At 65.7% G+C, this 24,581-nt stretch carries 24 protein-coding genes and 2 pseudogenes; 13 read left to right on the forward strand and 13 right to left on the reverse strand.

Going from position 1 to position 24,581, the window contains the following annotated elements; all coding sequences use genetic code 11:
• Positions 1–172 precede the first annotated feature (172 nt).
• The 4 genes from ALC15_RS12900 to ALC15_RS12915 form a co-directional block, all read right to left on the reverse strand.
• Positions 173–898, reverse strand: coding sequence for a sulfite exporter TauE/SafE family protein (locus tag ALC15_RS12900; protein ID WP_050627546.1), 726 nt, complete (start codon positions 896–898; stop codon positions 173–175).
• A gap of 406 nt (positions 899–1,304) precedes the next feature.
• Positions 1,305–2,075, reverse strand: coding sequence for an exodeoxyribonuclease III (xth, locus tag ALC15_RS12905; protein WP_050627547.1), 771 nt, complete (start codon positions 2,073–2,075; stop codon positions 1,305–1,307).
• Positions 2,076–2,093: 18 nt separating this feature from the next.
• Positions 2,094–3,404, reverse strand: coding sequence for an alanine racemase (gene alr / locus ALC15_RS12910; RefSeq protein WP_050627548.1), 1,311 nt, complete (start codon positions 3,402–3,404; stop codon positions 2,094–2,096).
• 48 nt (positions 3,405–3,452) lie between these two features.
• The gene (locus ALC15_RS12915) at positions 3,453–4,955 is read right to left on the reverse strand and encodes a replicative DNA helicase (protein ID WP_050627549.1); all 1,503 of its coding nucleotides are present in this window, start codon (positions 4,953–4,955) and stop codon (positions 3,453–3,455) included.
• 448 nt (positions 4,956–5,403) lie between these two features.
• Here ALC15_RS12915 and ALC15_RS43330 point away from each other — a divergent pair, with 448 nt between their 5' ends.
• Positions 5,404–5,724: a hypothetical protein gene (locus ALC15_RS43330; protein WP_128089510.1), complete on the forward strand. Its 321-nt coding sequence runs from the start codon at positions 5,404–5,406 to the stop codon at positions 5,722–5,724.
• A 20-nt stretch (positions 5,725–5,744) separates the two neighbouring features.
• On the opposite strand, the gene ALC15_RS12920 is transcribed toward ALC15_RS43330, so the two are convergent.
• Complete coding sequence (locus tag ALC15_RS12920; RefSeq protein ID WP_050627550.1) at positions 5,745–6,998, reverse strand: cyclopropane fatty acid synthase; 1,254 nt, start codon at positions 6,996–6,998, stop codon at positions 5,745–5,747.
• A gap of 259 nt (positions 6,999–7,257) precedes the next feature.
• Here ALC15_RS12920 and ALC15_RS12925 point away from each other — a divergent pair, with 259 nt between their 5' ends.
• The 3 genes from ALC15_RS12925 to ALC15_RS12935 are packed head-to-tail and all read left to right on the forward strand — an operon-like array spanning position 7,258 to position 9,387.
• Positions 7,258–8,286 (forward strand): prolipoprotein diacylglyceryl transferase, encoded by a 1,029-nt coding sequence (locus ALC15_RS12925; protein WP_050627551.1) that lies wholly within the window; start codon positions 7,258–7,260, stop codon positions 8,284–8,286.
• A gap of 37 nt (positions 8,287–8,323) precedes the next feature.
• Positions 8,324–8,929 carry a TetR/AcrR family transcriptional regulator gene (locus ALC15_RS12930; protein ID WP_050627552.1) on the forward strand — a complete coding sequence of 202 codons (606 nt, stop codon included), beginning with the start codon at positions 8,324–8,326 and terminating at the stop codon, positions 8,927–8,929.
• Positions 8,926–9,387 carry a PaaI family thioesterase gene (locus ALC15_RS12935; RefSeq protein ID WP_050627553.1) on the forward strand — a complete coding sequence of 154 codons (462 nt, stop codon included), beginning with the start codon at positions 8,926–8,928 and terminating at the stop codon, positions 9,385–9,387. Before ALC15_RS12930 ends, ALC15_RS12935 begins: the two co-directional genes overlap by 4 nt.
• Before the next feature lie 48 nt (positions 9,388–9,435).
• On the opposite strand, the gene rplI is transcribed toward ALC15_RS12935, so the two are convergent.
• From rplI to rpsF, 4 genes are all read right to left on the reverse strand, one after another.
• Complete coding sequence (rplI, locus tag ALC15_RS12940; RefSeq protein WP_050627554.1) at positions 9,436–10,038, reverse strand: 50S ribosomal protein L9; 603 nt, start codon at positions 10,036–10,038, stop codon at positions 9,436–9,438.
• A gap of 52 nt (positions 10,039–10,090) precedes the next feature.
• Entirely contained in the window at positions 10,091–11,059 is a 969-nt protein-coding gene (locus ALC15_RS12945; RefSeq protein WP_050627555.1) for a DUF2232 domain-containing protein, read from the reverse strand.
• 126 nt (positions 11,060–11,185) lie between these two features.
• Complete coding sequence (rpsR, locus tag ALC15_RS12950; RefSeq protein ID WP_016844287.1) at positions 11,186–11,425, reverse strand: 30S ribosomal protein S18; 240 nt, start codon at positions 11,423–11,425, stop codon at positions 11,186–11,188.
• A 6-nt stretch (positions 11,426–11,431) separates the two neighbouring features.
• Entirely contained in the window at positions 11,432–11,899 is a 468-nt protein-coding gene (gene rpsF / locus ALC15_RS12955) for a 30S ribosomal protein S6 (protein WP_021079846.1), read from the reverse strand.
• A gap of 350 nt (positions 11,900–12,249) precedes the next feature.
• On the opposite strand from rpsF, the gene ALC15_RS12960 reads away from it, so the two are divergent.
• The 9 genes and pseudogenes from ALC15_RS12960 to gmk all read left to right on the forward strand — a co-directional run bounded on the left by ALC15_RS12960 (position 12,250) and on the right by gmk (position 20,951).
• Complete coding sequence (locus tag ALC15_RS12960; RefSeq protein ID WP_050627556.1) at positions 12,250–12,960, forward strand: TetR/AcrR family transcriptional regulator C-terminal domain-containing protein; 711 nt, start codon at positions 12,250–12,252, stop codon at positions 12,958–12,960.
• Positions 12,957–13,982: a fatty acid desaturase family protein gene (locus ALC15_RS12965; RefSeq protein WP_050627557.1), complete on the forward strand. Its 1,026-nt coding sequence runs from the start codon at positions 12,957–12,959 to the stop codon at positions 13,980–13,982. Before ALC15_RS12960 ends, ALC15_RS12965 begins: the two co-directional genes overlap by 4 nt.
• 224 nt (positions 13,983–14,206) lie before the next feature.
• Positions 14,207–15,189 (forward strand): annotated as a pseudogene (gene fabD, locus ALC15_RS12970) (ACP S-malonyltransferase).
• Positions 15,177–15,914, forward strand: coding sequence for a 3-oxoacyl-[acyl-carrier-protein] reductase (fabG, locus tag ALC15_RS12975; RefSeq protein WP_050627630.1), 738 nt, complete (start codon positions 15,177–15,179; stop codon positions 15,912–15,914). The pseudogene fabD and the gene fabG overlap by 13 nt, the downstream one beginning before the upstream one ends.
• 290 nt (positions 15,915–16,204) lie before the next feature.
• Positions 16,205–16,444: an acyl carrier protein gene (locus ALC15_RS12980; RefSeq protein ID WP_002716125.1), complete on the forward strand. Its 240-nt coding sequence runs from the start codon at positions 16,205–16,207 to the stop codon at positions 16,442–16,444.
• Between the two features lie 96 nt (positions 16,445–16,540).
• Positions 16,541–17,805 (forward strand): annotated as a pseudogene (gene fabF / locus ALC15_RS12985) (beta-ketoacyl-ACP synthase II).
• Between the two features lie 127 nt (positions 17,806–17,932).
• Positions 17,933–19,192 carry an endolytic transglycosylase MltG gene (gene mltG, locus ALC15_RS12990; RefSeq protein WP_050627558.1) on the forward strand — a complete coding sequence of 420 codons (1,260 nt, stop codon included), beginning with the start codon at positions 17,933–17,935 and terminating at the stop codon, positions 19,190–19,192.
• Between the two features lie 214 nt (positions 19,193–19,406).
• Positions 19,407–20,294, forward strand: coding sequence for a YicC/YloC family endoribonuclease (locus ALC15_RS12995; protein WP_050627559.1), 888 nt, complete (start codon positions 19,407–19,409; stop codon positions 20,292–20,294).
• Between the two features lie 3 nt (positions 20,295–20,297).
• Positions 20,298–20,951, forward strand: a complete 654-nt coding sequence (gene gmk / locus ALC15_RS13000; protein WP_200914666.1) for a guanylate kinase — start codon at positions 20,298–20,300, stop codon at positions 20,949–20,951.
• A 63-nt stretch (positions 20,952–21,014) separates the two neighbouring features.
• On the opposite strand, the gene ALC15_RS13005 is transcribed toward gmk, so the two are convergent.
• The 4 genes from ALC15_RS13005 to ALC15_RS13020 all read right to left on the reverse strand — a co-directional run bounded on the left by ALC15_RS13005 (position 21,015) and on the right by ALC15_RS13020 (position 24,564).
• Entirely contained in the window at positions 21,015–21,530 is a 516-nt protein-coding gene (locus ALC15_RS13005; protein ID WP_050627561.1) for a hypothetical protein, read from the reverse strand.
• Positions 21,531–21,537: 7 nt separating this feature from the next.
• Positions 21,538–22,065 carry a hypothetical protein gene (locus ALC15_RS13010; RefSeq protein ID WP_050627562.1) on the reverse strand — a complete coding sequence of 176 codons (528 nt, stop codon included), beginning with the start codon at positions 22,063–22,065 and terminating at the stop codon, positions 21,538–21,540.
• 180 nt (positions 22,066–22,245) lie between these two features.
• A complete protein-coding gene (locus ALC15_RS13015) occupies positions 22,246–23,457 on the reverse strand; it encodes an ABC transporter substrate-binding protein (RefSeq protein WP_050627563.1) in 1,212 nt (403 codons plus the stop codon).
• A gap of 48 nt (positions 23,458–23,505) precedes the next feature.
• Positions 23,506–24,564 (reverse strand): alcohol dehydrogenase, encoded by a 1,059-nt coding sequence (locus ALC15_RS13020; RefSeq protein WP_050627564.1) that lies wholly within the window; start codon positions 24,562–24,564, stop codon positions 23,506–23,508.
• Between the last annotated feature and the right edge of the window lie 17 nt (positions 24,565–24,581).

Here is a 24,581-nt window from a genome sequence, read left to right on the forward strand (position 1 = left end):
AGCAAAGTGCTTGTCCGCAAACGATCGAGTGCAAGTAATGAGATCGTCATAAACGCAGTCGCCGGATGGAGGCAATCCGGATAACACCGGGAGCCAGGCGCTCGGCAGGGCTCTTTCGGAGTACAACGTCCAGGCGCGTCGACCCCCGTAAAATCACGACATCGCCGCGAGCCTACGCCGCCATTGCCGACCACAATAGCGACACGCCCGCCGCCAGCATGATGCCGTCCATGATCAGGCGGAACGCCTCCGGCTTCATCTGCAGCACGAAGCGCTTGGCGATGAAGGCGCCGGCCATCAGCGAGGCGCCGGCGATCAGGCCTTTCAACGCGATGTCAGGCGTCAGCGCGCCGAACCGTTCGAACGTCACCGACTTGCTGACATAGAGCCCGAGCGAGCTCGCCGCTTCGGTGGCGAGGAACGCGCCCTTGGTGAGGCCGTAGAACAAAAACAGCGGCACGCTGAGCGGACCGGTCGACACCACGATGCCGGTGAGATAGCCGATGACGGCGCCACCGATTGCGAGATGCCAGAGATTGGCCTTCAGCTCGTGCCGCGCCAGCCAGTGCCGCACCGGCACCATCGCGATCAGGAACACGCCGATCGCAACATCGACCGCATGAGAGGGCAGCGCAAGCAAGGTGCGCGCACCGAGTGCGGCGGCCGGGATGCCCGTGATCGAGTAGGCGAGGCAGGCGCGCCAGTCGACCTCGCGCCACCACGCCAGGATGCGCGACAGGTTGGCCATTACGGCGGCGACCGCCATGATCGGCACTGCCTGCTTCGGTCCGTACTGATAGACCAAGACCGGCATCAGCATGATCGACGAGCCGGTGCCGACGATGCCGGAAATGGTGCCGGCGACCAGGCCGACGATCAGGACGAAGAGGAAGCCCACCTGCGCGCTCCGGGAGTGGGACTTACTGTGACCTCATCGTTCGCGACAGCGCAAGGGCGCCGCTGATCCACGGATGCGCCGTCGCCCGCAGCGACAGTACGAATGCCGGCGTGATGTCATCACCCGGCTTGACCGGGCGATCCGGTACGCCGCGGGCTATCGGCTCAAGCATTGCCGTCGCTGGAATACTGGATCACCTGCTTTCGCGGGTGATGACACCGAACCAGTTGTTTGACGAGTGAATCGGATTCCCACCGTCGTCGTCCCTGCGAAAGCAGGGACCCATACTCCGCAGCGGATATTGTTGGTGGGACTCGTCGTTCGGGCGTCGTTCAACAATGACGACCTGTGGTTATGGGTCCCTGCTTTCGCAGGGACGACAGCAGTGGTGTGGGGCAACCACCGATCACTTCAACACCATCCATGCCGGCGCGTGATCGCTCGCGCCTTCCTCGCCGCGGATGTTGCGATCGACGCCGGCTTTCTGAAGTCGCGCCGCGACCTGTGGGCTGAGCAGGAGATGATCGAGCCGCAGGCCGGCATCGCGCGGCCAGCGCCGGCGCTTGTAGTCCCAGAAGGTGAACATCGGATCATCCGGATGCAGCGTGCGGATCGCATCGCACCAGCCCTGGTCGACCAGCGCCTTGAACGCGGCGCGGCTCTTCGGCTGGATCAGCGCGTCCTTATCCCAGGAACGGGTCGGATAGATGTCGAACGGCGCCGGCGCGACATTGTAGTCGCCGGCGAGCACGACCGGCACGTCCTGCTTGAGCAGCTTGGCGGCGTGCGCGCGCAGCCGCTTGAACCAGGCCAGCTTGTAGTCGAATTTCGGACCGGGCTGCGGATTGCCGTTCGGCAGATAGAGGCTGGTGACGACGACGCCGCGCACCGCGGCCTCGATGTAGCGCGCCTCATGATCGCCGGCGTCGCCGGGCAGGGCGGTGCGGATCAGCACGGGATCGGTCTTGCGCGCCAGGATCGCGACGCCGTTCCAGGTCTTCTGCCCCTGCCACACCGCGCCGTAGCCGGCCTGCTCGATCGCGGCCTGGGGAAACTCGGCGTCGCTTGCCTTCAGCTCCTGCAGGCTGACGACGTCGGGCTTGGCCGATTTCAGCCAGCGCAACAGGTTCGGCAGCCGCCGGTTGACATTGTTGATGTTGAAGGTCGCGATCTTCATGCGCGACGATCGATCGGGTCAGCTGGCCGGTGTGGACGGCTCGGCAGGCAATGGCGGCGGTGCAGCCGTCGGCAAGGCGGGAGGCGCCGCCGGCGTGGCGGCAGGCTCGCTCTTCTCGGCGACTGCATCGCTCTTCGCGGCGACGGTGTCGCTCGCGGCGACGGCATCGCCGCCCTTGTAGATGCGCACGAAGCGGCGGCCGAGGCTGGTCAGCACCTCGTAGCCGATGGTGCCGAAATGATGCGCGAGCTCGTCGACGGTGATGCCTTCGCCGATCAGCGTCACCATGTGGCCGCGCCGCACCGCGTTCTTGTCGAGGTCGGTGACGTCGACCGCGATCAGGTCCATCGAGACGCGGCCGGCGATCGGGCAGCGCTTGCCGGCGACCACGACCTCGGCGCCGCGGGTGCCGTCATTGGCGCTGGCGGCGCGGAAATAGCCGTCGGCATAGCCGGCGGCGACGATCGCAAGCCGGGTCGGCCGCCGCGCGGTCCAGGTGCCGCCATAGCCGACGGTCTCGCCGCGATCGATGTTGCGGATCTGCACGATGCGCGCCTTGAGGTCGACCACAGGCTGCATCGGGTTATCGGCCTCCGGCGTCGGATTGACGCCGTAGAGCGCGCACCCGGGCCGCACCATCTCGAACTGGAATTGGGCGCCGAGGAACACGCCGGATGAATTCGCCAGCGAGGCCGGCACGCCGGTGAACAGGCTCGCGATCTCGCGGAAGCTCGCAAGCTGCTTGGCGTTGGCGGGACTGTTGAGCAATTCGGCGGAGACGAGGTGGCTCATCACAAGCGTGATGCCGTGGTCGCCAGCATTGATCCGCGGGATGATGCCCTGCGCTTCGCTGACCGTGAGCCCGAGCCGGTTCATGCCGGTATCGATATGGATGGCGGCGCCGCCGGACCAGCCGGAGCGGCGGCAGAACACGTCCCATTCGGCGAGCTCATTGAGATCGCCGATCACGGGCTTGCAGTCGATTTTGGCATAGGCATCGCCGGTCTGCTGGAAGAAGCCGCCGAGCGCGTACACGGTCGCCTGCGGAACGGCCGCGCGGACCACGGCGGCCTCCTCGACGGTGGCGACGAAGAAGGTCTTGCAGCCGGCCTTGGCCAGCGCCCGCGACACCTGCTCGGCGCCGCAGCCATAGGCGTTGGCCTTGACCACGGCGGCGCATTCCGCCGGGACAGCGGTCTTCTCGAGCTTGCGCCAGTTGGCGATGATGGCGTCGAGGTCGACGGTCAGGATACCGGTGGCGGTCGGATGGGCCGCCAGCAGATTGGCGTCGGGCGTCAGCTGCGATTTCGCGTCGGTCACGATGTTCATGGCGCAGTTGTACGCGTCGCGCTTCTACCGTTCAACCGCGCCGCGGAATCAATGGGAGTGATCCGGAATCTGACCGTCGGGGGCGAGATCGCCGAACCGGGTGACGCTGGCCTCGAAGTGCAGTTCGACGGTGCCGGTCGGGCCGTGGCGCTGTTTGCCGATGATGACTTCGGCCTTGCCATGGGCCAGTTCCAGCTCCATCTGCCATTTCTCGTGCTCGGGGGTGCCGGGGCGCGGCTCCTTGTTGGCAAGGTAGTATTCCTCGCGATACACGAACATCACGACGTCGGCGTCCTGCTCGATGGAGCCGGATTCACGAAGGTCGGAAAGCTGGGGGCGTTTGTCGTCGCGGTTTTCGACCTGACGCGAGAGCTGCGACAGCGCGATCACGGGTACGTTCAGTTCCTTCGCCAGCGCCTTCAGATTGGTGGTGATCTCGGTGATTTCCTGGACGCGGTTGTCATTGCCTTTCTTGCCCGAGCCCTGCAGCAGCTGGATGTAGTCGATCACGATCAGGTCGAGGCCCTTCTGCCGCTTGAGGCGGCGGGCGCGGGCAGTGAGCTGCGAGATCGAGAGGCCGCCGGTTTCGTCGACGTAGAACGGCAATGACTGCAACTCGATCGAGCAGTCGCGGATCTTCTCGAAATCCAGTTCGGAAATGCCGCCGCGCCGGATATGGCTCGACGGGATGCCGGTGCGTTCGGCGAGAATACGGGTGGCGAGCTGCTCGCCGCTCATTTCGCAGGAGAAGAACCCGACACAGCCGCCGTGGATCGCCTTGGTGGTGCCGTCCGGCTGGACCTCGCCCTCATAGGCCTTGGCAATGTTGTAGGCGATGTTGGTGGCGAGCGACGTCTTGCCCATGCCGGGACGGCCGGCGAGCACGATGAGGTCGGACGGTTGCAGGCCGCCCATCCGGGCGTCGAGGTCGCGCAGGCCGGTCGAGATGCCGGACAGCTTGCCGTCGCGCTGGAACGCCTTCGCCGCCATGTCGACGGCAATCGTGAGGGCCTGCGAAAAGCGCTGGAAGCCGCCGTCATAGCGGCCGGTTTCGGCGAGGCTGTAGAGTTGCCGCTCGGCATCCTCGATCTGCGCGCGCGGGGCAAAGTCGACCGGCGCGTCATAGGCGACGTTGACGATCTCCTCGCCGATCTGGATCAGATTGCGCCGCAGGCTGAGGTCGTAAACGGTACGGCCGTAGTCCTGTGCGTTGATGATGGTGGTCGCTTCGGCGGCGAGGCGCGCGAGGTATTGGCTGATCGTCATGCCGCCGATGTCGGTATCGGCTGGCAGGAAGGTCTTCAGGGTGACGGGGGTCGCGACCTTGCCCATCCGGATCAGGGAGCTCGCGGTCTCGTAGATCGTCTGGTGCAGCGGCTCGAAGAAATGCTTCGGCTCGAGGAAATCGGAGACGCGATAGAACGCGTCATTGTTGACCAGGATCGCCCCCAGGAGGCCCTGTTCCGCTTCGATGTTGTGCGGCGCGCTCCGGTAGGCCGGGGATGCGGCGTCGGGCGCGAGCTTGTGAACGTTCGAATCAATCAAGGCCATGGACGAGCTTATTCTTCTGATTTCGTCGTAACTGAGATTTTCGGCTGTGGGGCGGCGATCAAGCGCCAGCCCGGCACGAAGCGAAAGGACGGATGTTTCTTATGCACGATTCACACAACGCGATGTGTGAATCCGGGACGGCCGGACGCATTCCGCTTGACGGGGTTTTGCCCGGAATCGGGCGGAGGCCGCCCGGTCAGCGATGTCATTGGCGAAAATTCGGCGCAGCCTGAACCTTTTTGCGGGCTGCCGCGCCCAACCAGCAGCGAGGTCGGTGCTGGCGTTCCTGGCTCAGATCAAGATGAGGAAAGCCAGCGCGATCAAGGCGGCCGCTACGCCAGTTGCGATCAAGGCGTAGTCGGTCACGAGGTCGCGCTGCGGGTCCAACATCGTCTGATGCGTTTCTGGGGTCATTCTGGACCACTACGACAGCCCGGAGCGGACCTCTGTGAAGCAGATCACATCTGTCGCATTTTCTTTGCGGCAGCTTCGCGGGAACGACCCGGCGGATTCCGGGTTGTCCTTGCTCAGGGAAGATACGGCGTCGATGGCTCGAGAGTTTCAGACCGCGCGATCAGGACTTGGCAGGGCAGGCGGCATGGACCGCCGCTGGCTGGTGGCGCTTGTCGATGCGATGGAGCAGGCGGCGCGTCCGGAGGTCCGGAATGTTCCCTGCGATCCCAGGCTGGTGTCCGCCGCCGTCGCGCATTTGGCGCGTCCGGCCCCAACCTTCGCCCATTGCGGGTCGGCTTACAGCCTGCGCAACTAGCAGCACCTCATATAGCGCATTCACTCGCCGGCGAGTTGCAGCCGGGGCCTTGCGGCGCCGGCTTCCTTGAGGCGCAGCCGGCCTTCCTCGCGCCCGATATAATCGCGGGTCATCGGCACGATGCCCTGGCGCTTGGTGAGCTGCAGCTGGAAGTTCATCATGTTCTGGACGCGGAACGACATCTCCGAGGCCGCCAGGTAGAATTCCCACATCCGGGCAAAGGTCTCGTCGTAGAGCCGGACGGCCTCCTCGCGCCGCGCCATGAAGCGATCGCGCCATGCCTTCAGGGTCTCGGCGTAGTGCAGGCGCAGGATCTCCATGTCGCAGATCAGCAATCCGGCCTTCTCGATCGCCGGCATGACCTCCGAGAGCGCCGGAATGTAGCCGCCGGGAAAGATGTATTTCCGGATCCACGGGCTGGTGACGTCGGGACCGGTCGAGCGGCCGATCGAGTGCAGCATCATGACACCGTCATCGCTCAGGAGCTCGGCGCAGCGCTTGAAGAAGGTCTCGTAATAGGCGACCCCGACATGCTCGAACATGCCGACCGACACGATGCGGTCGAACGGGCCGGGAATGTCGCGGTAGTCCTGCATCAGGAAACGCGCCGATTGCGCCAGGTTGCGCTCGGCCGCCCGGGCGTTGGAGATCTGCAACTGCTCGGTCGACAGCGTGACGCCGGTGACGTCGGCGCCGCTCATCTCGGCAAGATAGAGCCCGAGGCCGCCCCAGCCGGAACCGATGTCGAGCACGCGTTGGCCTGGTTTGATCAGGAGCTTTGCGGCGAGGTGGCGCTTCTTGGCGAGCTGGGCGTCGTCCAGCGTCGCGTCCGGCGTCTCGAAATAGGCGCAGCTGTATTGCTTGTCCGCATCGAGGAAGAGCGAATAGAGGCGGCCGTCGAGATCGTAATGGCGGGCGACGTTACTTCTGGAGCGGCCGCGCACATTGATCTGCTGGGCGCGCCGACCGAGGAAGCGCAGCCAGGCCTGTAACCTGGCAAAGTTCGGCAACATGGCTGCCTGGCCCATCAGCACAGCCAGGACGTCGGCGATGGTGCCTTGCTCCACCACGAACGTGCCGTCCATGAAGGCTTCGCCGAGGTAAAGTTCTGGGTCGACCAGAATGCGGATTTCGGCCGCCCTGGACATGAAGCGCGCGGCAACCGGAACGCCGGTTCCGTCACCACAGCTGAATTGAGCGCCGCTCGCGGTCGTGAACGTGATCGAACCGCGGCGGATGAAGCGCCCCAAGAAGTATCGCAACAATCGGTCCATCGAAACACCAACGGAACGGCAAGCTGCACACCGACACCACCGGAGTTGATCACTCCAATGTGTCCCCAAACCAAAACATAGGCAGGGAATTGGATCGCGCTATTGCGTTGTGCTCAAAGCCGATATTCCAAAATGTGACAATTGCGTGGATGCGTCACGCGCGCGCTTCCATTCGCGCGATAATCGTCTAAAAGGTGACCGCCGCGGCCGATCCATCAGGCACAGGCGGCGAATTTTCCGGAATCTGGAGACTTAAGGAATGTTGAGCCGAGCCCTCAGTCTGGCGACGGTGACGCTGCTGGTTGGCCTGTCGGCCGGGTCAGCGCGCGCGCAAAACCTCGAGGCCGGCAAAAGCCCCTCCCAGATTTTCGCAAACACTTGCACAGCGTGCCACAAGAGCCCGCGCGGCCTGCTGAAGACCGTGCCCGCCGGTTCGTTGCCGGGCTTTCTGCGTCAGCACTACACGACTTCCAGCGACATGGCCGGGGTGCTCGCGTCCTATCTGATTTCGAACGGCGCCAACGACCCGCGCTACCAGGCCAAGGATCAGCCCAAGGGAGCCAAGGGCAGGGAGAGCAGGCAGGAGGCAAACCAGCCTCCGGAGCAGGCCTCCGAGCGCCCGTCGCGCCGGCAGCACCAGGGTGCAGCGGCGCAGGAGGGTGCCAGGGAAGGTACAAAGCCCGATGCCGACGGTTTGACCCAGGCGCCGGCCGAGGGACGTCATGGCCACCGCGGCCGGCGGATGGCCCGCCCGACCGAAACGCCCGAGGGCGCCAAGCCGGAGGACGGTCAGACGCCGCAGGCCGCAGGCGAGGGCAAGCCGTCGCGCCAGAAGCATGGCCGCCGCGGCAAGCCGGTCGAGGAGCCGAAGTCGGGCGAGGCGGCGAAGGGCGAGACCTCCGGCGACGAGCCGAAGGCCCAGACGGCCGTGAAGCACGAGGACAACGGTGAGGCCGAGAAGCCGGCGAAACCCGCCAGCCAGCCCGACGCGGCCAAGCTCGATGCGCCCAAGATCGATGCGCCCAAGAGCAGCGAGCCTTCTGCCGTGCGTTCCGACCCGGTGGTGCCGCAGGTCGCTCCGGCGCCAGCCGCGCCCGAGCCGGCCGCTGCGGCTTCTCCCACACCGGCGCCCGCCGCGCCGGTGACCGCGACGCACCTCCGCCGCCGCCTCCACCCCCGACGACGTCAGGCTCCGGCACGCCGGAAGCGCCAAGCTCGAAGTAACTGCCGACGCCGGGCCCATGAGGTCCGGCGTTTTCATTTGACCGTCGCTAGAGTAAAACTCTAGAGTAATGATCTAGCCAAGGAGATACCGGGGAGGCGAAGTGAGCACGGCACGGGAAGATCTGCTGGCCGCGGGGCTGGCGGTGTTCGACCGCGATGGCTTCGAGGGCGCGACGGTGGCCGAGATCCGCGCCCGCGCCCGTGCGTCCAACGGCAGCTTCTTCCACTTCTTCACCTCGAAGAAGGCGCTCGCCGGAACCCTGTTCCTCGAGATCCTGCAGGCCTATCACGCCGCGATCATCACCGCGGTCGACGAGACATGCGGCGCCAGCGAGGGCGTCGCGCGGCTGATCCACGCCCATCTCGACTGGGTCGTGACCTCCAGGCGCGAGGCGCGCTTCCTGTTCGAGATTTCACGCAGCGAGTGGGGCGAGGAGGTGCGCGGCGCACAGCGCACCGAGAATGCGCGGCTTGCCGACGGCATCGAGCGCTGGCGCGCACCGTTGCTCGCGCGCGGCGAATTGCTGCCGATGAGCGCGGTGCTGTTCTTCAGCCAGATCATCGGGCCGGCGCAGATCTTCTGCCGCGCCTATCTGTCGGGCCGCCAGCCCGGCGATCCGCGCGAACAGGCCGAGACGTTGATCGCCTGCGCGATCCGCGCGGTGGTGGCGCCGGGAGCGCCGGAGCGAACAGGAGGGACGTCATGAACGAGACTGATCCGGACTTTGCGCCGATCGAAACACGGATCCGCGACAATGTCGGCCGTCAGGGCTTCATGGGACTTGTCGGTGCTGAAGTGGCCGAACTGTCGCGCGGAACGTGCACGCTCGCGGTCGACCGCCGGCCCGAACTGTTGCAGCAGCACGGCCTGTTTCACGGCGGGGTGACGGCGTTTCTGGTCGACAACGCCACCACGATTGCGGCCGCGACGTCGCGCGGCCAGCCGGCGCTGACGGCCGAGTACAAACTCAACCTGCTGTCGCCGGCGTCGGGGGATCGGCTGATCTGCCGGGCGCGCGTGATCAAGCCGGGGCGTCAGGTCGCCGTCGTCGCAGCCGACGTGTTCTGCGTCATCGACGGCAAGGAGAAGCACACCGCGACCGCGCTGGCATCGATCGCGATGCTCGACGATCAGGCGGCGGCACGAATCCAAAGCCCGGCCTGATGGGGCCGGGCTTGGTCGCATGTGGTCGGTTCGACGATCGCGAGAAGCTTACTTCTCTTCGGCGGCCGGAGCCGGTGCGGCTTCGTCGTCGTGCTGGGCTTCCGGATCGAAGAATTCGCCGGCGGCGGCGAGCGCCTCGGCGGCAGCGTCCTGGTCTTCCTGGCGGGTCGAGATGTCCTCGCCGCGCTTGATGCGCTCGGCCTCTTCGGCGGAGCGGGCGACCGTGACGGTGACGCTGGTCTCGACCTCGGGGTGAACCGCAATCGTGACCTTCTGCTTGCCGATCACCTTGATCGGCGAGTCGAGCCAGACCTGCGGACGGGCGACGGTCACGCCGTCGGCGGCGAGCGCGGTGACGATGTCGCGCACCGTGACCGAGCCGAACAACTGGCCGGATTCGGAGGCCTGGCGGATGATGACGATGTCGCGGCCGTCGATCTTCTCGGCGACCACGCTGGCTTCACCCTTGGCCTTGATGTTGTTGGCCTCGAGCTCGGCCTTCATGCCGTCATACTTGGCGCGGTTCGCCTCGGTGGCGCGCAGCGCCTTGCCGCGCTTCAGCAGGAAATTGCGGGCGAACCCGTCCTTGACGCGCACGACTTCGCCCATCTGGCCAAGCTTGGCAACGCGTTCCAGCAGAATGACTTCCATTTTCGTTCTCCTTTAGAGTCTAAGTATCGGGTTTAAGTGGTTGGATCGAATGTCAGGCCGCGGGCAGCGGCGGCGGTCTGGTTTGCAGATAGCGCTGGCGCAGTCCGAATACGGCGTCGGCAATGCCGAGCGCGAAGATCGCAACGACCGGCCAGCCGAACATGACGACGACGGCGTAGATGCCGCCGAGCCAGAAGCCGCGGCTGTTGAGCGACAGCGTCAGCGTGTGTAGGACCGCGAAGCCGACCAGCGCATAGCCGGTCACGAGCGCCGTGGTGACGATCTGGGCGAGCAGCGCAAGCATGCCGCCGACGAAGCTGAGCGCCGCCGCCACCAGCAGCGCAACCAGCGTCATGGCGGGAAGCGCGGTGCTGCGCAGTTCCGGCCAGGGCCGGTTGAGCCGTCCGGAGGTTTGCGTGATCTTGCCGGCCAGCCACAGATTCAGCGTCACCGTGACCATCGAGAGGATCGTCGCGGCCAGCGGCGCGAGGATCACCAGCATGTCGACCAGCCGTTCGATCTCGCCGCCGCCTTGTCCTTCGCCGCTGCTGAGCACCTTCAGCAGCCCGCGTCGCAAAGCGCCGGTAATCGCATCGCTATCCGAGCCGAGCGTGAGCAGCGTTGCCGTCGTGGTGATCACCGCAAAGACCGCGATCCAGAGCAGGATCCGGCCGACGGGATACCATTCCAGCGCGGGTGGCTGCTGGGTGGCGCCATCGCCGGCCGCGCCTGCGATCGGCCGTCCGAGCAGGGCGAGGTGGCCGAGCCACCAGCCGGGCACGGCGACCATCATGGCAAAAGCGATGCAGTAGGGAAGCCCGAAGATCGCGCCGAGCGCGGATGCCGCACCGATGCCGCCAATGGTGGCGGCGAGCGGGCCCCAGCCGAGCGCCGTGACCATCACGGGCAGTGGGGCCAGGTAGAACAGCACGATCGAGATCGCCGCGCCCGAAACGATCGAGGCGAACATCAGCGCCGACGCGGCGCCGGCTGCAAGTGCAACGATGAATATCGCGATCATCAGCTGTCCCGCCCCCTTTGAGCGGTTAGGGGTCCTCAGTCGAGAACCCCAACCATCGGCGACCGGAACGACCCGGAAGCCTTATGAGAGTAAGCGGCCGGCGGCTTATGCCGCCGGCGTCGTCAATTACCTGATAACGTAAGGCAGCAGGCCGAGGAAGCGCGCGCGCTTGATGGCGCGGGCGAGCTCACGCTGCTTCTTGGCGGACACGGCCGTGATGCGGCTCGGCACGATCTTGCCGCGCTCGGAGACGTAACGCATCAGCAGCTTGGAATCCTTGTAGTCGATCTTCGGCGCATTCGCGCCCGTGAACGGGCAGGACTTGCGACGACGGAAAAACGGACGGCGGGCACCAGCATCAGCCATGATTCATTACTCCTCGGTCGCAGCTTCTTCGTCGCGCGGACGGCGCGGACCACGGTCGCCACGGAAACCACCCTCGCGATCGCCACGGAAGCCACCGCCTTCACGGTCGCCACGGAAGCCACCACCACGGTCATCGCGCTCGCGATCACGGTCGGCCTTGCGCATCATCGCGGACGGGCCTTCCTCGTGCTCTTCGACGCGCACGGTGAGGTAACGGATGACGTCTTCGTTGATCCGCTCCTGGCGCTCGATCTCGGTGACGACAGCCGACGGAGCGTCGATGTTCATCAGCACGAAATGCGCTTTGCGGTTCTTGTTCATGCGGTAGGTGAGGGAGCGCACGCCCCAGCTCTCGGTCTTGGTGACCTTGCCGCCGCCCTGTTCGACGATACCCGTCATCTGGGCCGTCAGTTCATCCACCTGCTGGGTGCTCGCATCCTGACGCGCGAGAAAAACATGCTCATAAAGAGGCATGGTTGTCCTTTCCTGTGTTGGCGCGGGTTTCCGGCGACAAGCCCTTCGAGACCTTCGGAAAGGACTCGAGCTGCTCAGAAGGCGGGAGCACGGGACGACGGGCCGACTGGCCCTGCCACATCAAAATCAACGGGTGAGTTTGCTGAGACCGTCCGTTCAGCTCCCGGCCGGAGCCCACGAATGGCGCGCTTTATACGGATTTTGGCTGCGAAGGCAAGGGTCCAGACAGGCGCCGGGCCCCGGGATTTGCAAGGCGACGTAGCCCGTCAGGCCCTTCCGCGCAACTTTCGGCCGTTTTCGGTTGATTTCTTTGTTTGTATATCATACAAATAACTCCGGGAGGATGATCGATGGGTTCGGAGACCGCCAGCGGCATGTCTGCGTCCGATCCGAAACACGCGGTCCGCGCGACGCGGTCGGCGGGGCGCAAGATGCGCTCGCTGCTGCTCGATGCCGCGAGCCGCCTGTTCAAGGAGCGTGGGCTCTCCGGCACCTCGATCTCCGACATCGCCGCCGCGGCGGACGCCTTTCCAAGCCAGATCACCTATTACTTCCGCACCAAGGAGGCGCTGTTCGTCGAAGCCGCCAGCCGCGACATGCTTTATCTCGCGCGCGCGACCGAGCAGGCTGCCCTGAAGGCCCACACGCCGCGCGAATACACCCACGCTTTGGCCGAGACCGTGACCGCGACCGACACGGTCGCCTTCTTCGCCGAAGCCCTGACCCTGACACGGCGCCGGCAGGACCTCGCGCCTCTGGTCGAGCGCACCATCGAGCGCCTGCACAGCGAAGGCGCGCGTGCCTATGCAGGCCAGGTCGAGCGCCACGGCTGGCGTTCGCTGCGCGCCCCCGAAGAGAGTTCGCGGCGGTTCTGGGCGATTGCGATCGGCGTGATCGTCGAAGGTTTTGCGATGGGCCGCGGCGCCGAGGAGATGTGCCGCGAATTGCTGCGCGCGCTCGGCGAGCAGGCAACATCGACATCGGCTGCTGACACGACGCGCCTGCGCCTGGTTGGCGACCGCGACAGTTCATCCGCTCCGGACGGGGAGACCAGCTCATGACCGCGCTTCGCATGCGTGCCCGCGATTTCCTCACCGAAGACGAACTCGTGGCGGTGCGCGAGCGCACGACGTGGAAGGGTGTCGCGTTGATCGCGCATGCCTGGGTGCTGATCCTGGGCGCGATCGCGCTGGTGGCGTGGTGGCCGAATCCGCTCACCTATCTGCTCGCCGTCGCAATCATCGGCTCGCGCCAGCTCGGCCTTGCCATCCTGATGCATGACGGCGCGCATGGCTGTCTGTCGGCGGACGAGAGGACCAATCTGACGCTGAGCCAATGGTTCTGCGCCTATCCGATCTTCGCCGAAACCCGTGGCTATCGCCGTTATCATCTGCAGCATCATGCGCGGACGCAGCAGGAGGATGATCCGGATCTCGTGCTGTCGGCGCCGTTTCCGATCACGAAGCTGAGCTACCGCCGGAAATTCCTTCGCGACATCACCGGGCAGACCGGCTACCAGCAGCGCAAGGCGCAGCTGCTCAACGCGATCGGGCCGAAGGAGTGGCCGCTGTCGCAGCGCGCCGCCAACTTCCGGCAGAAGCTCGGGCCGCAATGCGTCACCAACGCGGTGCTGTTCGCAGGCCTTGCCGCCGCCGGCGTGTGGTGGGCCTATCCGCTGTTGTGGCTGGTGCCGCTCCTGACCTGGATGATGGTGATCACGCGCATCCGCAACATCGCCGAGCATGCCGTCGTGCCCGACAGCGCCGATCCCTTGCGCAACACCCGCACGACGCGGGCCAACCTCCTTGAGCGGCTGTTCATCGCGCCGTACTACGTGAACTATCACCTCGAGCATCATCTGCTGTTCTACGTGCCGTGCTACAACCTGCCGCGCGTCCACCGCATCCTGAGCGGAAGCCGCTTTGCCGACAGGATGGAGGTGCAGCCGGGCTACGCCGCCGTGCTGCGGCTGGCGACGGCGAGGCCTGTCCACGAGGACCGGCCGGGGCAATTGGTCAACAGCGCCCGCCGGGCGCGGGCCGGTGCCAAGGTTAACGCTGACCAGAATGCCGGCGGATTCTAGGGCCGAACCGGTTCGGCATCCCCAGGGGTTCCGCCCACGCGGCTTGACATCGCGCCCCCCAACGGTGTCTTACGGCCCGGTCTGAGGCCGGTTGCATGACTTGGTTGCAAGGGATTGGCCCGGACCCGCTGTGGCGCGTTTCGCGCAACGCGGATACCGTTTTCCCCTGCGGCAGGCGCGAGGCGCCTGCGCGGAGATCACGCTCAACAAGGTAGGGATCGCCGATGACGGCAGCATTTACGTTTCCCGGGCAGGGCTCGCAGGCGGTTGGCATGGGCAAGGCGCTGGCCGATGCCTTTCCGGTCGCCAAGGCGGTGTTCGACGAGGTCGATGCCGCGCTGGGCGAGAAGCTGACCGCGATCATCTGGGATGGTCCGGCGGAAACGCTGCAGCTCACCCAAAATGCCCAGCCGGCGCTGATGGCGGTCTCGATCGCCACCTTGCGCGTGCTCGAGAGCGAAGCCGGCTTCTCGGTCGGCCGCAACGCGGCGTTCGTTGCCGGGCATTCGCTCGGCGAGTATTCGGCGCTGGCCGCCGCCGGTAGCCTGACCGTCAGCGACACCGCGCGGCTGCTGCGCACCCGCGGGCTCGCGATGCAGAAGGCGGTGCCGGTCGCGCCGGTGCGATGGCCGCGCTGCTCGGCCTGGATTACGAGGCGGCCGTCGCGGTCGCCAATGAGGCGGCGCAGGGCCAGGTCTGCCAGGCCGCCAACGACAATGGAGGCGGCCAGGTGGTGGTCTCCGGCGACAAGGCGGCGGTCGACCGCGCCGTCGAGATCGCCAAGACCAAGGGTGCCAAGCGCGCGATGCTGCTGCCGGTCTCGGCGCCGTTCCACTGCAAGCTGATGCAGCCGGCGGCCGATGCGATGGCGGAGGCGCTGGCTGGCGTCACCATCAAGGCGCCCGCAGCGCCGCTCGTTTCCAACGTACTGGCCTCCGCCATCACCGATCCCGACGAGCTCCGCCGCCGTCTGGTCGAACAGGTCACCGGCACCGTTCGCTGGCGCGAGTCGGTTGCCTATATGGCAGCGCAGGGCGTGACGCGGTTCTTCGAGATCGGCGCCGGCAAGGTGCTGAGCGGCCTCGTCAAGCGCATTGCAGATGGCGCGGTTGGCGTGTCCGTCGGCGGTCCGAACGATATTGCTGCGGCCAAGGATGCGCTGGCAGCGTCGCTTGAAGCCGGGAGGGGAATTCGATGTTTGATCTGACTGGCAAGACCGCGCTCGTGACGGGCGCGACCGGCGGCATCGGCGGCGCGATTGCGCAGGCGCTGCACTCGCAGGGCGCGACGGTCGCGATCTCGGGGACCCGGCGCGAGGTGCTGGACGGCTTCGCGGCCAAGCTCGGCGAGCGCGTTCACGTGCTGCCGTGCAACCTCTCGAGCAAGGATGATGTCGAGGCGCTGGTGCCGGCAGCGGAAGCGGCGATGGGGCAGGTCGATATCCTGATCGCCAACGCCGGCATCACCCGTGACAATCTGTTCGTGCAATTGCGCGATGAGGATTGGGACGACGTCATCGCGGTCAACCTGACCGCGACCTTCCGGCTGGCACGCGCGGCGACCAAACTGATGATGCGCAAGCGCTTCGGCCGCATCATCGCGATCACCTCGATCGTCGGCGTCACCGGCAATCCGGGGCAGGGCAACTACACCGCGTCGAAGGCCGGCATCATCGGCCTGATCAAGACGTTGGGCGCCGAATACGCCAAGCGCGGCGTCACCGCCAACTGCATCGCGCCGGGTTTCATCAAGACGCCGATGACCGATGCGCTGAACGACAAGCAGCGCGAAACCATCCTGGCGAAGGTTCCTGCGGCGCGGCTCGGGACGCCCGAGGATATCGCTGCGGCAGCGGTCTATCTGGCCTCGAACGAGGCCGCCTACGTCACCGGACAGACGATTCACGTCAACGGTGGGATGGCTATGATTTGAGCTACTTACCGGCCTCTCGCAGTGCGGCGAAAAGCCGTTTTCGGGAGCCGGTTCAGGCGTGTAGTCAAGGCTTTGGAAGTATGGTAGCTGAACCCCCCGTGGATGGGCGAAGAACGCCATTGCAGGATTTTGAAACCCTGTATATTGGCGTGGCGACGCCTGCCGTTCGCCGGGGCTTTAGTCGGCTACGACCGGGCCGAATCAAGACTATGCGCGACTGAGTAATCGAGACGACCACGATGGCTCGTATCGTCTTGGGGTCGGGTCCAATGGAACAACGAGGTTGAACGATGAGTGAGATTGGCGAGCGGGTTAAGAAGATTGTGGTCGAGCACCTTGGTGTCGAGCCCGAGAAGGTGGTCGATAGCGCGAGCTTCATCGATGACCTCGGCGCCGACAGCCTCGACACCGTCGAGCTCGTGATGGCTTTCGAAGAAGAATTCGGTTGCGAGATTCCGGACGACGCGGCGGAGACGATCCTGACCGTGGGCGACGCGACCAAGTTTCTTGAGAAGAACGCGAAGAGCTGACGCCGATCGCGACGTTGACGGGGCCGGACGGACCGTGATCGAGCGGTCCCCCGGCTTCTTACTATCAGCCGCGCATTGCTGGCCGGAGACGTGGAAATGAGACGGGTTGTCGTCACGGGGCTGGGCATGCTTACACCGCTCGGCTGCGGCGTTGACGCAACCTGGACGCGCATCCTCGCCGGAGACAGCGGCGGCAAGAAGATCGACACCTTCGAGGTGTCCGACCTGCCGAGCCAGGTCGCCTGCTACATTCCGCGCGGCGACGGCTCGAACGGTACCTTCAATCCCGATCAGTGATGGAGCCGAAGGACCAGCGCAAGGTCGACGACTTCATCGTATATGCGATGTGCGCGGCCAAGCAGGCGCTCGACGATGCCGACTGGCATCCGAAGTCCGACGAGGACCAATTCGCGACCGGCACGATGATCGGCTCCGGCATCGGCGGCCTCACCGGCATTGCCGAGACCGCGGTGCTGCTGAAAGAGCGTGGCCCGCGCAGGATCTCTCCGTTCTTCATTCCGGGCCGCCTGATCAATCTGGCGTCCGGTTATGTTTCGATCGAGCACGGATTGAAGGGCCCCAATCATGCGGTCGTCACCGCGTGCTCGACCGGCGCGCATGCGGTCGGCGATGCGGCGCGGCTGATCGCACTCGGCGATGCCGAGGTGATGGTTGCGGGCGGCGCCGAATCGCCGATCTCGCGCATCGGCATTGCCGGCTTCTGCGCGGCACGTGCGCTGTCCACCGGCTTCAACGACACCCCGGAAAAGGCATCGCGGCCCTACGACAAGGATCGCGACGGCTTCGTGATGGGCGAGGGCGCCGGCGTTCTCGTGCTCGAGGAGTATGAGCACGCCAAGCGGCGCGGTGCGAAGATCTACGCCGAGGTCACCGGTTACGGCCTGTCGGGCGACGCTTTCCACATCACCTCGCCGCCGCCGGACGGCAATGGCGGCTTCCGCAGCATGAGCATGGCGCTGAAGCGCGCCGGCCTTGCGGCGTCCGATCTCGACTACATCAACGCGCACGGCACCTCGACGCTGGTCGGCGACGAGATCGAGCTCGGCGCGGTCGAGCGTCTGCTCGGCAATGCGGCCTCGAAGGTGTCGATGTCGTCGACCAAGTCTGCGACCGGACATCTGCTCGGTGCGGCCGGCGCGATCGAGGCGATTTTCGCGATCCTGGCGATTCGCGATAACGTGGTGCCGCCGACCATCAATCTCGACAATCCGTCGGTGCAAACGGCGATTGATCTCGTGCCGCACACGTCGCGCAAGCGTGACGTCAATGTGGCGCTGTCCAATTCCTTCGGTTTCGGCGGCACCAACGCCTCCGTGATCGTGCAGCGCGTGACCAATTAGTAGGTCTTTAGAACTAGTCCACCGTTTTGCCGTATTCCGCGGTGACTCCTAATAGCGGGCGTATGCTATTGGCAGGGCAGGGGTTTGTCCGGCCACGATTCAACCGGCAGGATATTGGTTTGCATCGATGAGTGAGAGGCCGCCCATTTCACCGAGGAGTCCACGTGCCGCGCTGGAGCCTGAACAGGTTCCGCCGCCGCCCAAGCGCTCGGATCGCGCCCGCAATCCTTTCGTGATCGTCGGCAATGCCATCTTCACGATCCTGATCATCCTGATGCTCGGCGCCGGCGCGACGTACTACTACGGCAAGCAGGCGCTGGAATCGCCGGGACCGCTGCAGGAAGACAAGATCGTCAACATCCCCGCGCGCGCCGGCAAGCGCGACATCGCCGACGTGCTGTTGCGAGAGGGCGTGATCAACGTCAATCCGTGGGTCTTCATCGGCGGCGTGTTTGCGCTGAAGGCGAGCTCCGATCTCAAGCCCGGCGAATATTCGTTCCAGAAGAATGCCAGCCTGCGCGACGTCATCGCCACCATCGTCGACGGCAAGGTGGTGCAGCACGCAATCACGATCCCGGAAGGCCTGACCTCGGAGCAGATCGTGGCGCGGCTCTCCGACAACGACATCTTCACCGGCTCGGTGCGCGAGATTCCGCGCGAGGGCACGCTGCTGCCGGAGACCTACAAATTCCCGCGCGGCACCACGCGCGACCAGGTGATCCAGCGCCTGCAGCAGGCGCAGAAGCGCGTGCTCGCCGAGATCTGGGAACGTCGCAACACCGACACGCCGCTGAAATCGCCGGACCAGCTGGTGACGCTGGCCTCGATCGTCGAGAAGGAAACCGGCCGCGCCGACGAGCGCAGCCGGGTCGCCGCCGTGTTCGTCAACCGCCTGCGGCAGCGGATGAAGCTGCAGTCAGATCCGACCATCATCTACGGGCTGGTGGGCGGCAAGGGCACGCTGGGGCGTCCGATCAAGCGCAGCGAGATCACGCAGCCGTCGCCCTACAACACCTATGTGATCGACGGCCTGCCGCCCGGACCGATCGCAAATCCCGGCCGCGCCTCGCTGGAGGCTACCGCCAATCCGGCGCGTACGCGCGACCTATTCTTCGTTGCCGACGGAACCGGCGGCCACGCCTTCACCGAAACCTACGACCAGCACGCCAAGAACGTCGCCAAGCTGCGCGCGTCGGAGAAGCAGATCCAGAACGACACCGTCGAGCCCGCGGATGATCCGGCGCCTGCCGCCGCGGCCCCCGGAGCGGCCGACACCAATCCCACGGCGGCCACGCCGCCGAAGCCCACCAATCAGAAGAAGCCGCCGCGCGGCGGTCGCCAGGGCGCAGCCCAGCAGACCAATTCGCCGCCCGTCGTGCAGCGCTGAGGCGCGGTGCGATCATCGCGCTTTGGCTTCTGTTTGGGCATGATCTTCCGGAAGACTGCTTCACAGTCGCCCGGATCATGCCTCAGCTCTGCGTTTCCGGAAGGTGGACGTAATTCCACTTTCACGGAATCCGTTTTAAGGTCGTCACGGCTGCCCACGAGTCTCGGAAGGCTCCGGGTTGGTCCCATATCCTTCTGTTGGAGAGTTTTACGCGATGGCGCTGTCGAGCATGACTGGCTTTGCCCGGAGCCATGGCGCGAGCGGTCCCTATACGTTCGAGTGGGAGCTGAAATCGGTCAACGCCAAGGGCTTTGACCTGCGGTTGCGGCTGCCACCGGGCTGGGACGAGCTGGAAGCCCTGGCCAAGAAGCGCGCCGGCGAGCTGCTGTCGCGCGGCACGGTCTACGCCAATCTCACCGTCAAGCGCACCGATGCGGCGCAGACCATCCGGATCAACGAGGACGTGCTCGCCGCCGTGGTGAAGGTCGCGGGTGAGCTCGCGCAACGGATCGACGCGGTGGCGCCGAGCATCGACGGGCTGCTCGGCATCAAGGGCGTCATCGAGGTGGTCGAGCCCGAGAGCAACGAGGACGAGGACAAGGCGGCGCGCGAGGCCGCGGCGAAGGCGTTCGAGCAGGCGCTCACGAGCCTTGTCGAGATGCGCCGCCGCGAGGGCGATGCGCTGGGCCGGATCCTGATGCAGCGCATGGACGAGATCGAGCGGCTCGCCAAGCGCGCCGAGACCGCGCCCGGCCGCAAGCCCGAAGCGATCAAGGCCCGGCTTGCCGAGCAGATCGCCGCGCTGCTCGAGACCTCCGACCGCTTCGATGCCGACCGGCTGAGCCAGGAGGCGATCCTGATCGCCACGAAGGCCGATATCCGCGAGGAGCTCGATCGCATCGCCTCGCACATCGGCCAGGCCCGCGAGATGATCGGCAAGGGCGGCCCGGTCGGGCGGCGGCTCGACTTCCTCGCCCAGGAGTTCAATCGCGAGGTCAACACCTGCTGCTCGAAGTCGAACGACGTCGAGCTGACCAACACCGGGCTTGAGATGAAGAACGTGGTCGAGCAGTTCCGCGAACAGGTCCAGAATCTGGAGTGAATGATGACGGCGCAGGGTTCTGACGGCGTTGAGCGGCGCGGACTGATGTTCGTCCTGTCGTCGCCCTCTGGCGCCGGCAAGACGACGCTGTCGCGCATGCTGCTTGAGCGCGAGCCGGGCCTGAAAATGTCGGTGTCGGCGACCACGCGCCCGAAGCGGCCGGGCGAGGTCGAAGCCCGTGACTATTTCTTCGTCGACAAGAAGAAGTTCGAGAACATGGTCGAGCAGGGTGAACTGCTCGAATGGGCGACCGTGTTCGACAATCTCTACGGCACGCCGCGCGCGCCGGTCGAGGCGGCGCTATCGGTCGGGCAGGACGTCCTGTTCGACATCGATTGGCAGGGCACGCAGCAGCTTCACCAGAAGGCCAGCGTCGACGTGGTGCGGGTCTTCATCCTGCCGCCGTCGGCCGTCGATCTCGAAAGGCGCTTGCACACCCGTGCGCAGGATTCGGAAGAGGTGATCCGCGGGCGGATGAACCGCGCCAGTCACGAGCTGAGCCACTGGGCCGAATACGACTACATCGTCGTCAACCAGAACGTCGACGACGCCTTTGCCGAGGTGCAGTCGATCCTGAAAGCCGAGCGTCTCAAGCGGGAGCGTCGCACCGGCCTCACCGAATTCGTGCGTGGCCTGCAGCGTCAGCTCGAGAAGTAGCTGACCTCGATCGTGATGCGATCGCATGGATCGCATCACGAGTCATTGCTTCCAGCGCGCGGTCTAGTTCGCCGCGCTGCGCGCCAGCCGCTGCAGCATCGCCGCGATCTGCTTGTTGTCTTGTTCGGTCTGCGCCGGATCACGTGCCGTCCCGCGGCGCGGCGCCGACGTCTCGGCGCGGCGCGGAACCGGTGTCTCGGCGCGGCGCGGCGCTGCCTCCGACAGCCGCAGCGGACGGTCGCGACTGACGACGGCCATCGGCGGCGCCGGCTCGGTGTGCAGCGAATCCCAGGGGGCCCGCCACTCGTCGCTGATCTGGTAGGGCTTCGTCCGCGTGCGGGTCAGGCGGAACACCAGCGCGCTGACCAGGCCGGCGAGCGCCAGCGCGCCGACCATCACGACCAGCAGCATTTGCGTCGAGGACGCGGACTTCTCGACGGACGCCTCGGCCGAAACGGGAGCGGCAGGTGCTGGCGCGGCCGCCTGTTGCGGCGTCGCGTCGGCCTGCGCGACACGGTCGGTTGATCTGCCGCGTGCCGGGTGCCATTGGTTCCGGCCATGCTCGATGCATCCAGCCATCGGGTGTTCACGTCCGACGGCGGGGCGCGGTACCGGCGGGCGTCGCTGTCGCGACCGGATCGGCCGGCGCCGCCGTGGTGCCGGCTTGACCGGCATCGGGGCTCGCGGCTGGCGCGGCAGGGGCCTGCGGCGAGGGCCACTCGGCGTGGGCATTGGCGACGGATTTACGCATCGCAGGTGGCGGTACCACGGTCGCCGGCTGGCTCTGTGGCGGCGCCGCGTCGGCCGTCGCGGTGTCCGGCGCGGCTGCCGCAGGCTGTTGCTGCGCGGTGGCGGCGGGCTTGGCGACAACCTTGTTCCTGGCGTCACCGAGATACCAGCACTTCTTCTGGGTGCTGCGGTCGAGGTGATAGAACCAGTGGCTTCCCGCCGGCGCGGTACCCTTCGGCGCGGCCTGACAGGTGTCCGCCGTCTTGGCACTCGCCGTATTGGTGCTCGCGGTATTGGCGGCGGTCTGCGCCATGGCGCCGAAGCTGGCGCCCCCCAAGATGCTGGCGGCAAGCGCCGCAGCGAATTTCGCTGAACGATTTGACATACACGTCCCCGGTATTTCTTTTTTTACGCAAACGCTGGTGCAGCCAATCTCGGTAAAGAGTTGGGTCGCAATGCGCCGCAAATCCGGAGCGGGTAGGGCTTAATTGGGGCTCGCGGCGTGTCGCAATTGCGGCGAGCCGGAGGCCGAGGAACCGGTCTGTTGGTTGCGCCCGGCGAACGTCTAGTTGCTCTCGAGCACGTCGCTGAACAGCACGTAGCGCTGGCCGTTGAAGCGGACCAGACGCATCTGCTTGATCGGCCGCAGGTCGGTCGGCGAGGTCCGCAGGCGGATACCAGGCAGCAGCAGCGGCAGCTCCATGTCGAGGTGAGAGGCCTGCTTCATGACGTTCTCGCGCGTCAGGTCGTTGCCGCACTGCTTGAGGATCTGCACCACCGCGTAGCCGATGTTGTAGCCGTAGGGCGCGTAGTAGTCGCTCTTGTCGACATGCGGGTTGTACTTGTCCATCCACGCGTTCCAGGCCTGCATGGCCGGATCGTCCTTCCACTGCGGATCAGCAGGGTCTTTCTGATAGGCCGCGGAGATCACGCCCTTGGCTGCCTCGAAGCCGGCGGGACGGATCGCGCCCGCGATCGAAGAGCCGATGCTGGAGAGGAATTCCTGCGGGTGCCAGTCGATATCGTAGGCCTTGCGGATCGCCTGCGCCGCGAATTTCGGCACCGCGGCGATGAACAGCACGTTGGCGCCCGCGGCCCTCAGCGACACGATCTGCGAATCCACGGTGGGATCGCTGGTGTTGTAGGCCTGCTGTGACACGATCATCGACGCGGCCTTGTCGCCGAGCCCGCGCTTGAAGCCGAGTATGTAGTCGCGACCAAGATCGTCGTTCTGCGCGAGGATGCCGATCCTGGCGTCCGGCAGTGTCGACAGGATGTACCTGGCGTAGATCTCGCCTTCGGATGCGTAATGCGGCGTCCAGCTCATCGTCCACGGATAATGCTCGGGATCATTGAAGATCGTAGCGCCGGATCCGACGAACAGATGCGGCACTTGCTTCTGGTTGATGTATTTGACCACCGCCATGTTGGGCGCGGTGCCGACCGGGTTGACGAGGAACAGCACCTCGTCGCTCTCGATCAGGCGGCGGATCTGCTCGACCGTCTTCGGCGGGCTGTAGGCATCGTCGAGGCTGATGAAGTTGATCTTGCGGCCGTTGACGCCGCCCTGATCGTTGATCATCGCGAAATAGGCGGTGATGGAGATCGCGCCGGCCGAATAGGCCGACGCCGGACCGCTATAGGGCGTCGTGGTGCCGATCTTGATCTCGCTGTCGGTGACGCCGGGCCCGTAACGTTTCTGCGCAAGGGCCGGCGTCACGGCAAGGGCGAGCGCGAGCGTCGCCCATGCCCGGATCGTCGAACGTTTCTTCCTCATTCGCGTCCTCCCCCATCTTTGTCGGGCGAGGCCGGAGGGACGTCCTGGCTAATTCTTCAGAACGATGCGTCCCACGACCTTGCCGGCGCGCAACTCGTCGATCCATTTCTGGACGTCGGCCATCGGCTCTTCCTTCATCGGCGTCGGCTTGATCTTGCCGGCGCGGGCGAGCGCCATCAACTCCTGGCCTTCGGCCAGCGTGCCGACCATGAAGCCTTCGATGGTCATGCGCTTGTAGACCCACTGCACCATCGGCAGCGTGAACTGGCCGCCCATCAGTCCGGACACTACGATCTTGCCGCCGCGTGCGACGGTCGAGACCGCGAATGCCATCGACTTCTCGTTGCCGGCAAAGTCGACGACGCCGTCGAAGCCGCCGTCACTCTCCTTCAGCATGCGCTTGACGACATCCGGCTCCGCCGGGTCATAGGCGGCTGCGGCGCCGTTCTTCAGCGCGGTCTCGCGGGCCGCGGGGCTGAGATCGGCAACCGTGATCGGCTGCTTGAACATCGCCTGCGCGAACGACAGGCCCATCATGCCGACGCCGCCGAGGCCGATCAGCAGCAGATTGCGCTGACGCGGACGATCCACCAGGCGCTTCAGCGCGCCATAGGCGGTGACGCCGGAGCACATCAGCGTGGCGGCCTGATTGACCGGAAGCGGATCGTAGTCGAGCAGGTACTTTGCGTCGGGCACCAGCACGTGGGTCGCGAAGCCGCCGTCGATCGAGACGCCGAGGAAGCGTTGCTTGGCGCAGAGATTCTCGTCGCCGGCGAGGCAGTCGCGGCACTGGCCGCAGCCGATCCAGGGGAAGACCGCCTTCTTCGTCCCGACCAGATCCTTCGGCGCCTCCGGACCGACCTCGTCGACCACGCCTGCGATCTCATGGCCGAGCGTGAAGGGCAGCGTCATGCCGCGGGTGGTGTCGAGCTTCTTGCCGCCGCCGAGATCGGCGTAGCCGTCCTGGATGTGGAGGTCGGAATGGCACAGGCCGCAGCGCTCGATGCGCACGAGCACTTCGCGTCCCTGGGGCTTCGGCGTGTCCACGATGGTTTCGCACAGCGGTGCATCGAATTTGACGAGGGATTGGCGAACCATACGCGCCATTACGTTTTCTCCTGATG

This window comes from Bradyrhizobium viridifuturi, from assembly GCF_001238275.1.
GTDB lineage: Bacteria > Pseudomonadota > Alphaproteobacteria > Rhizobiales > Xanthobacteraceae > Bradyrhizobium > Bradyrhizobium viridifuturi.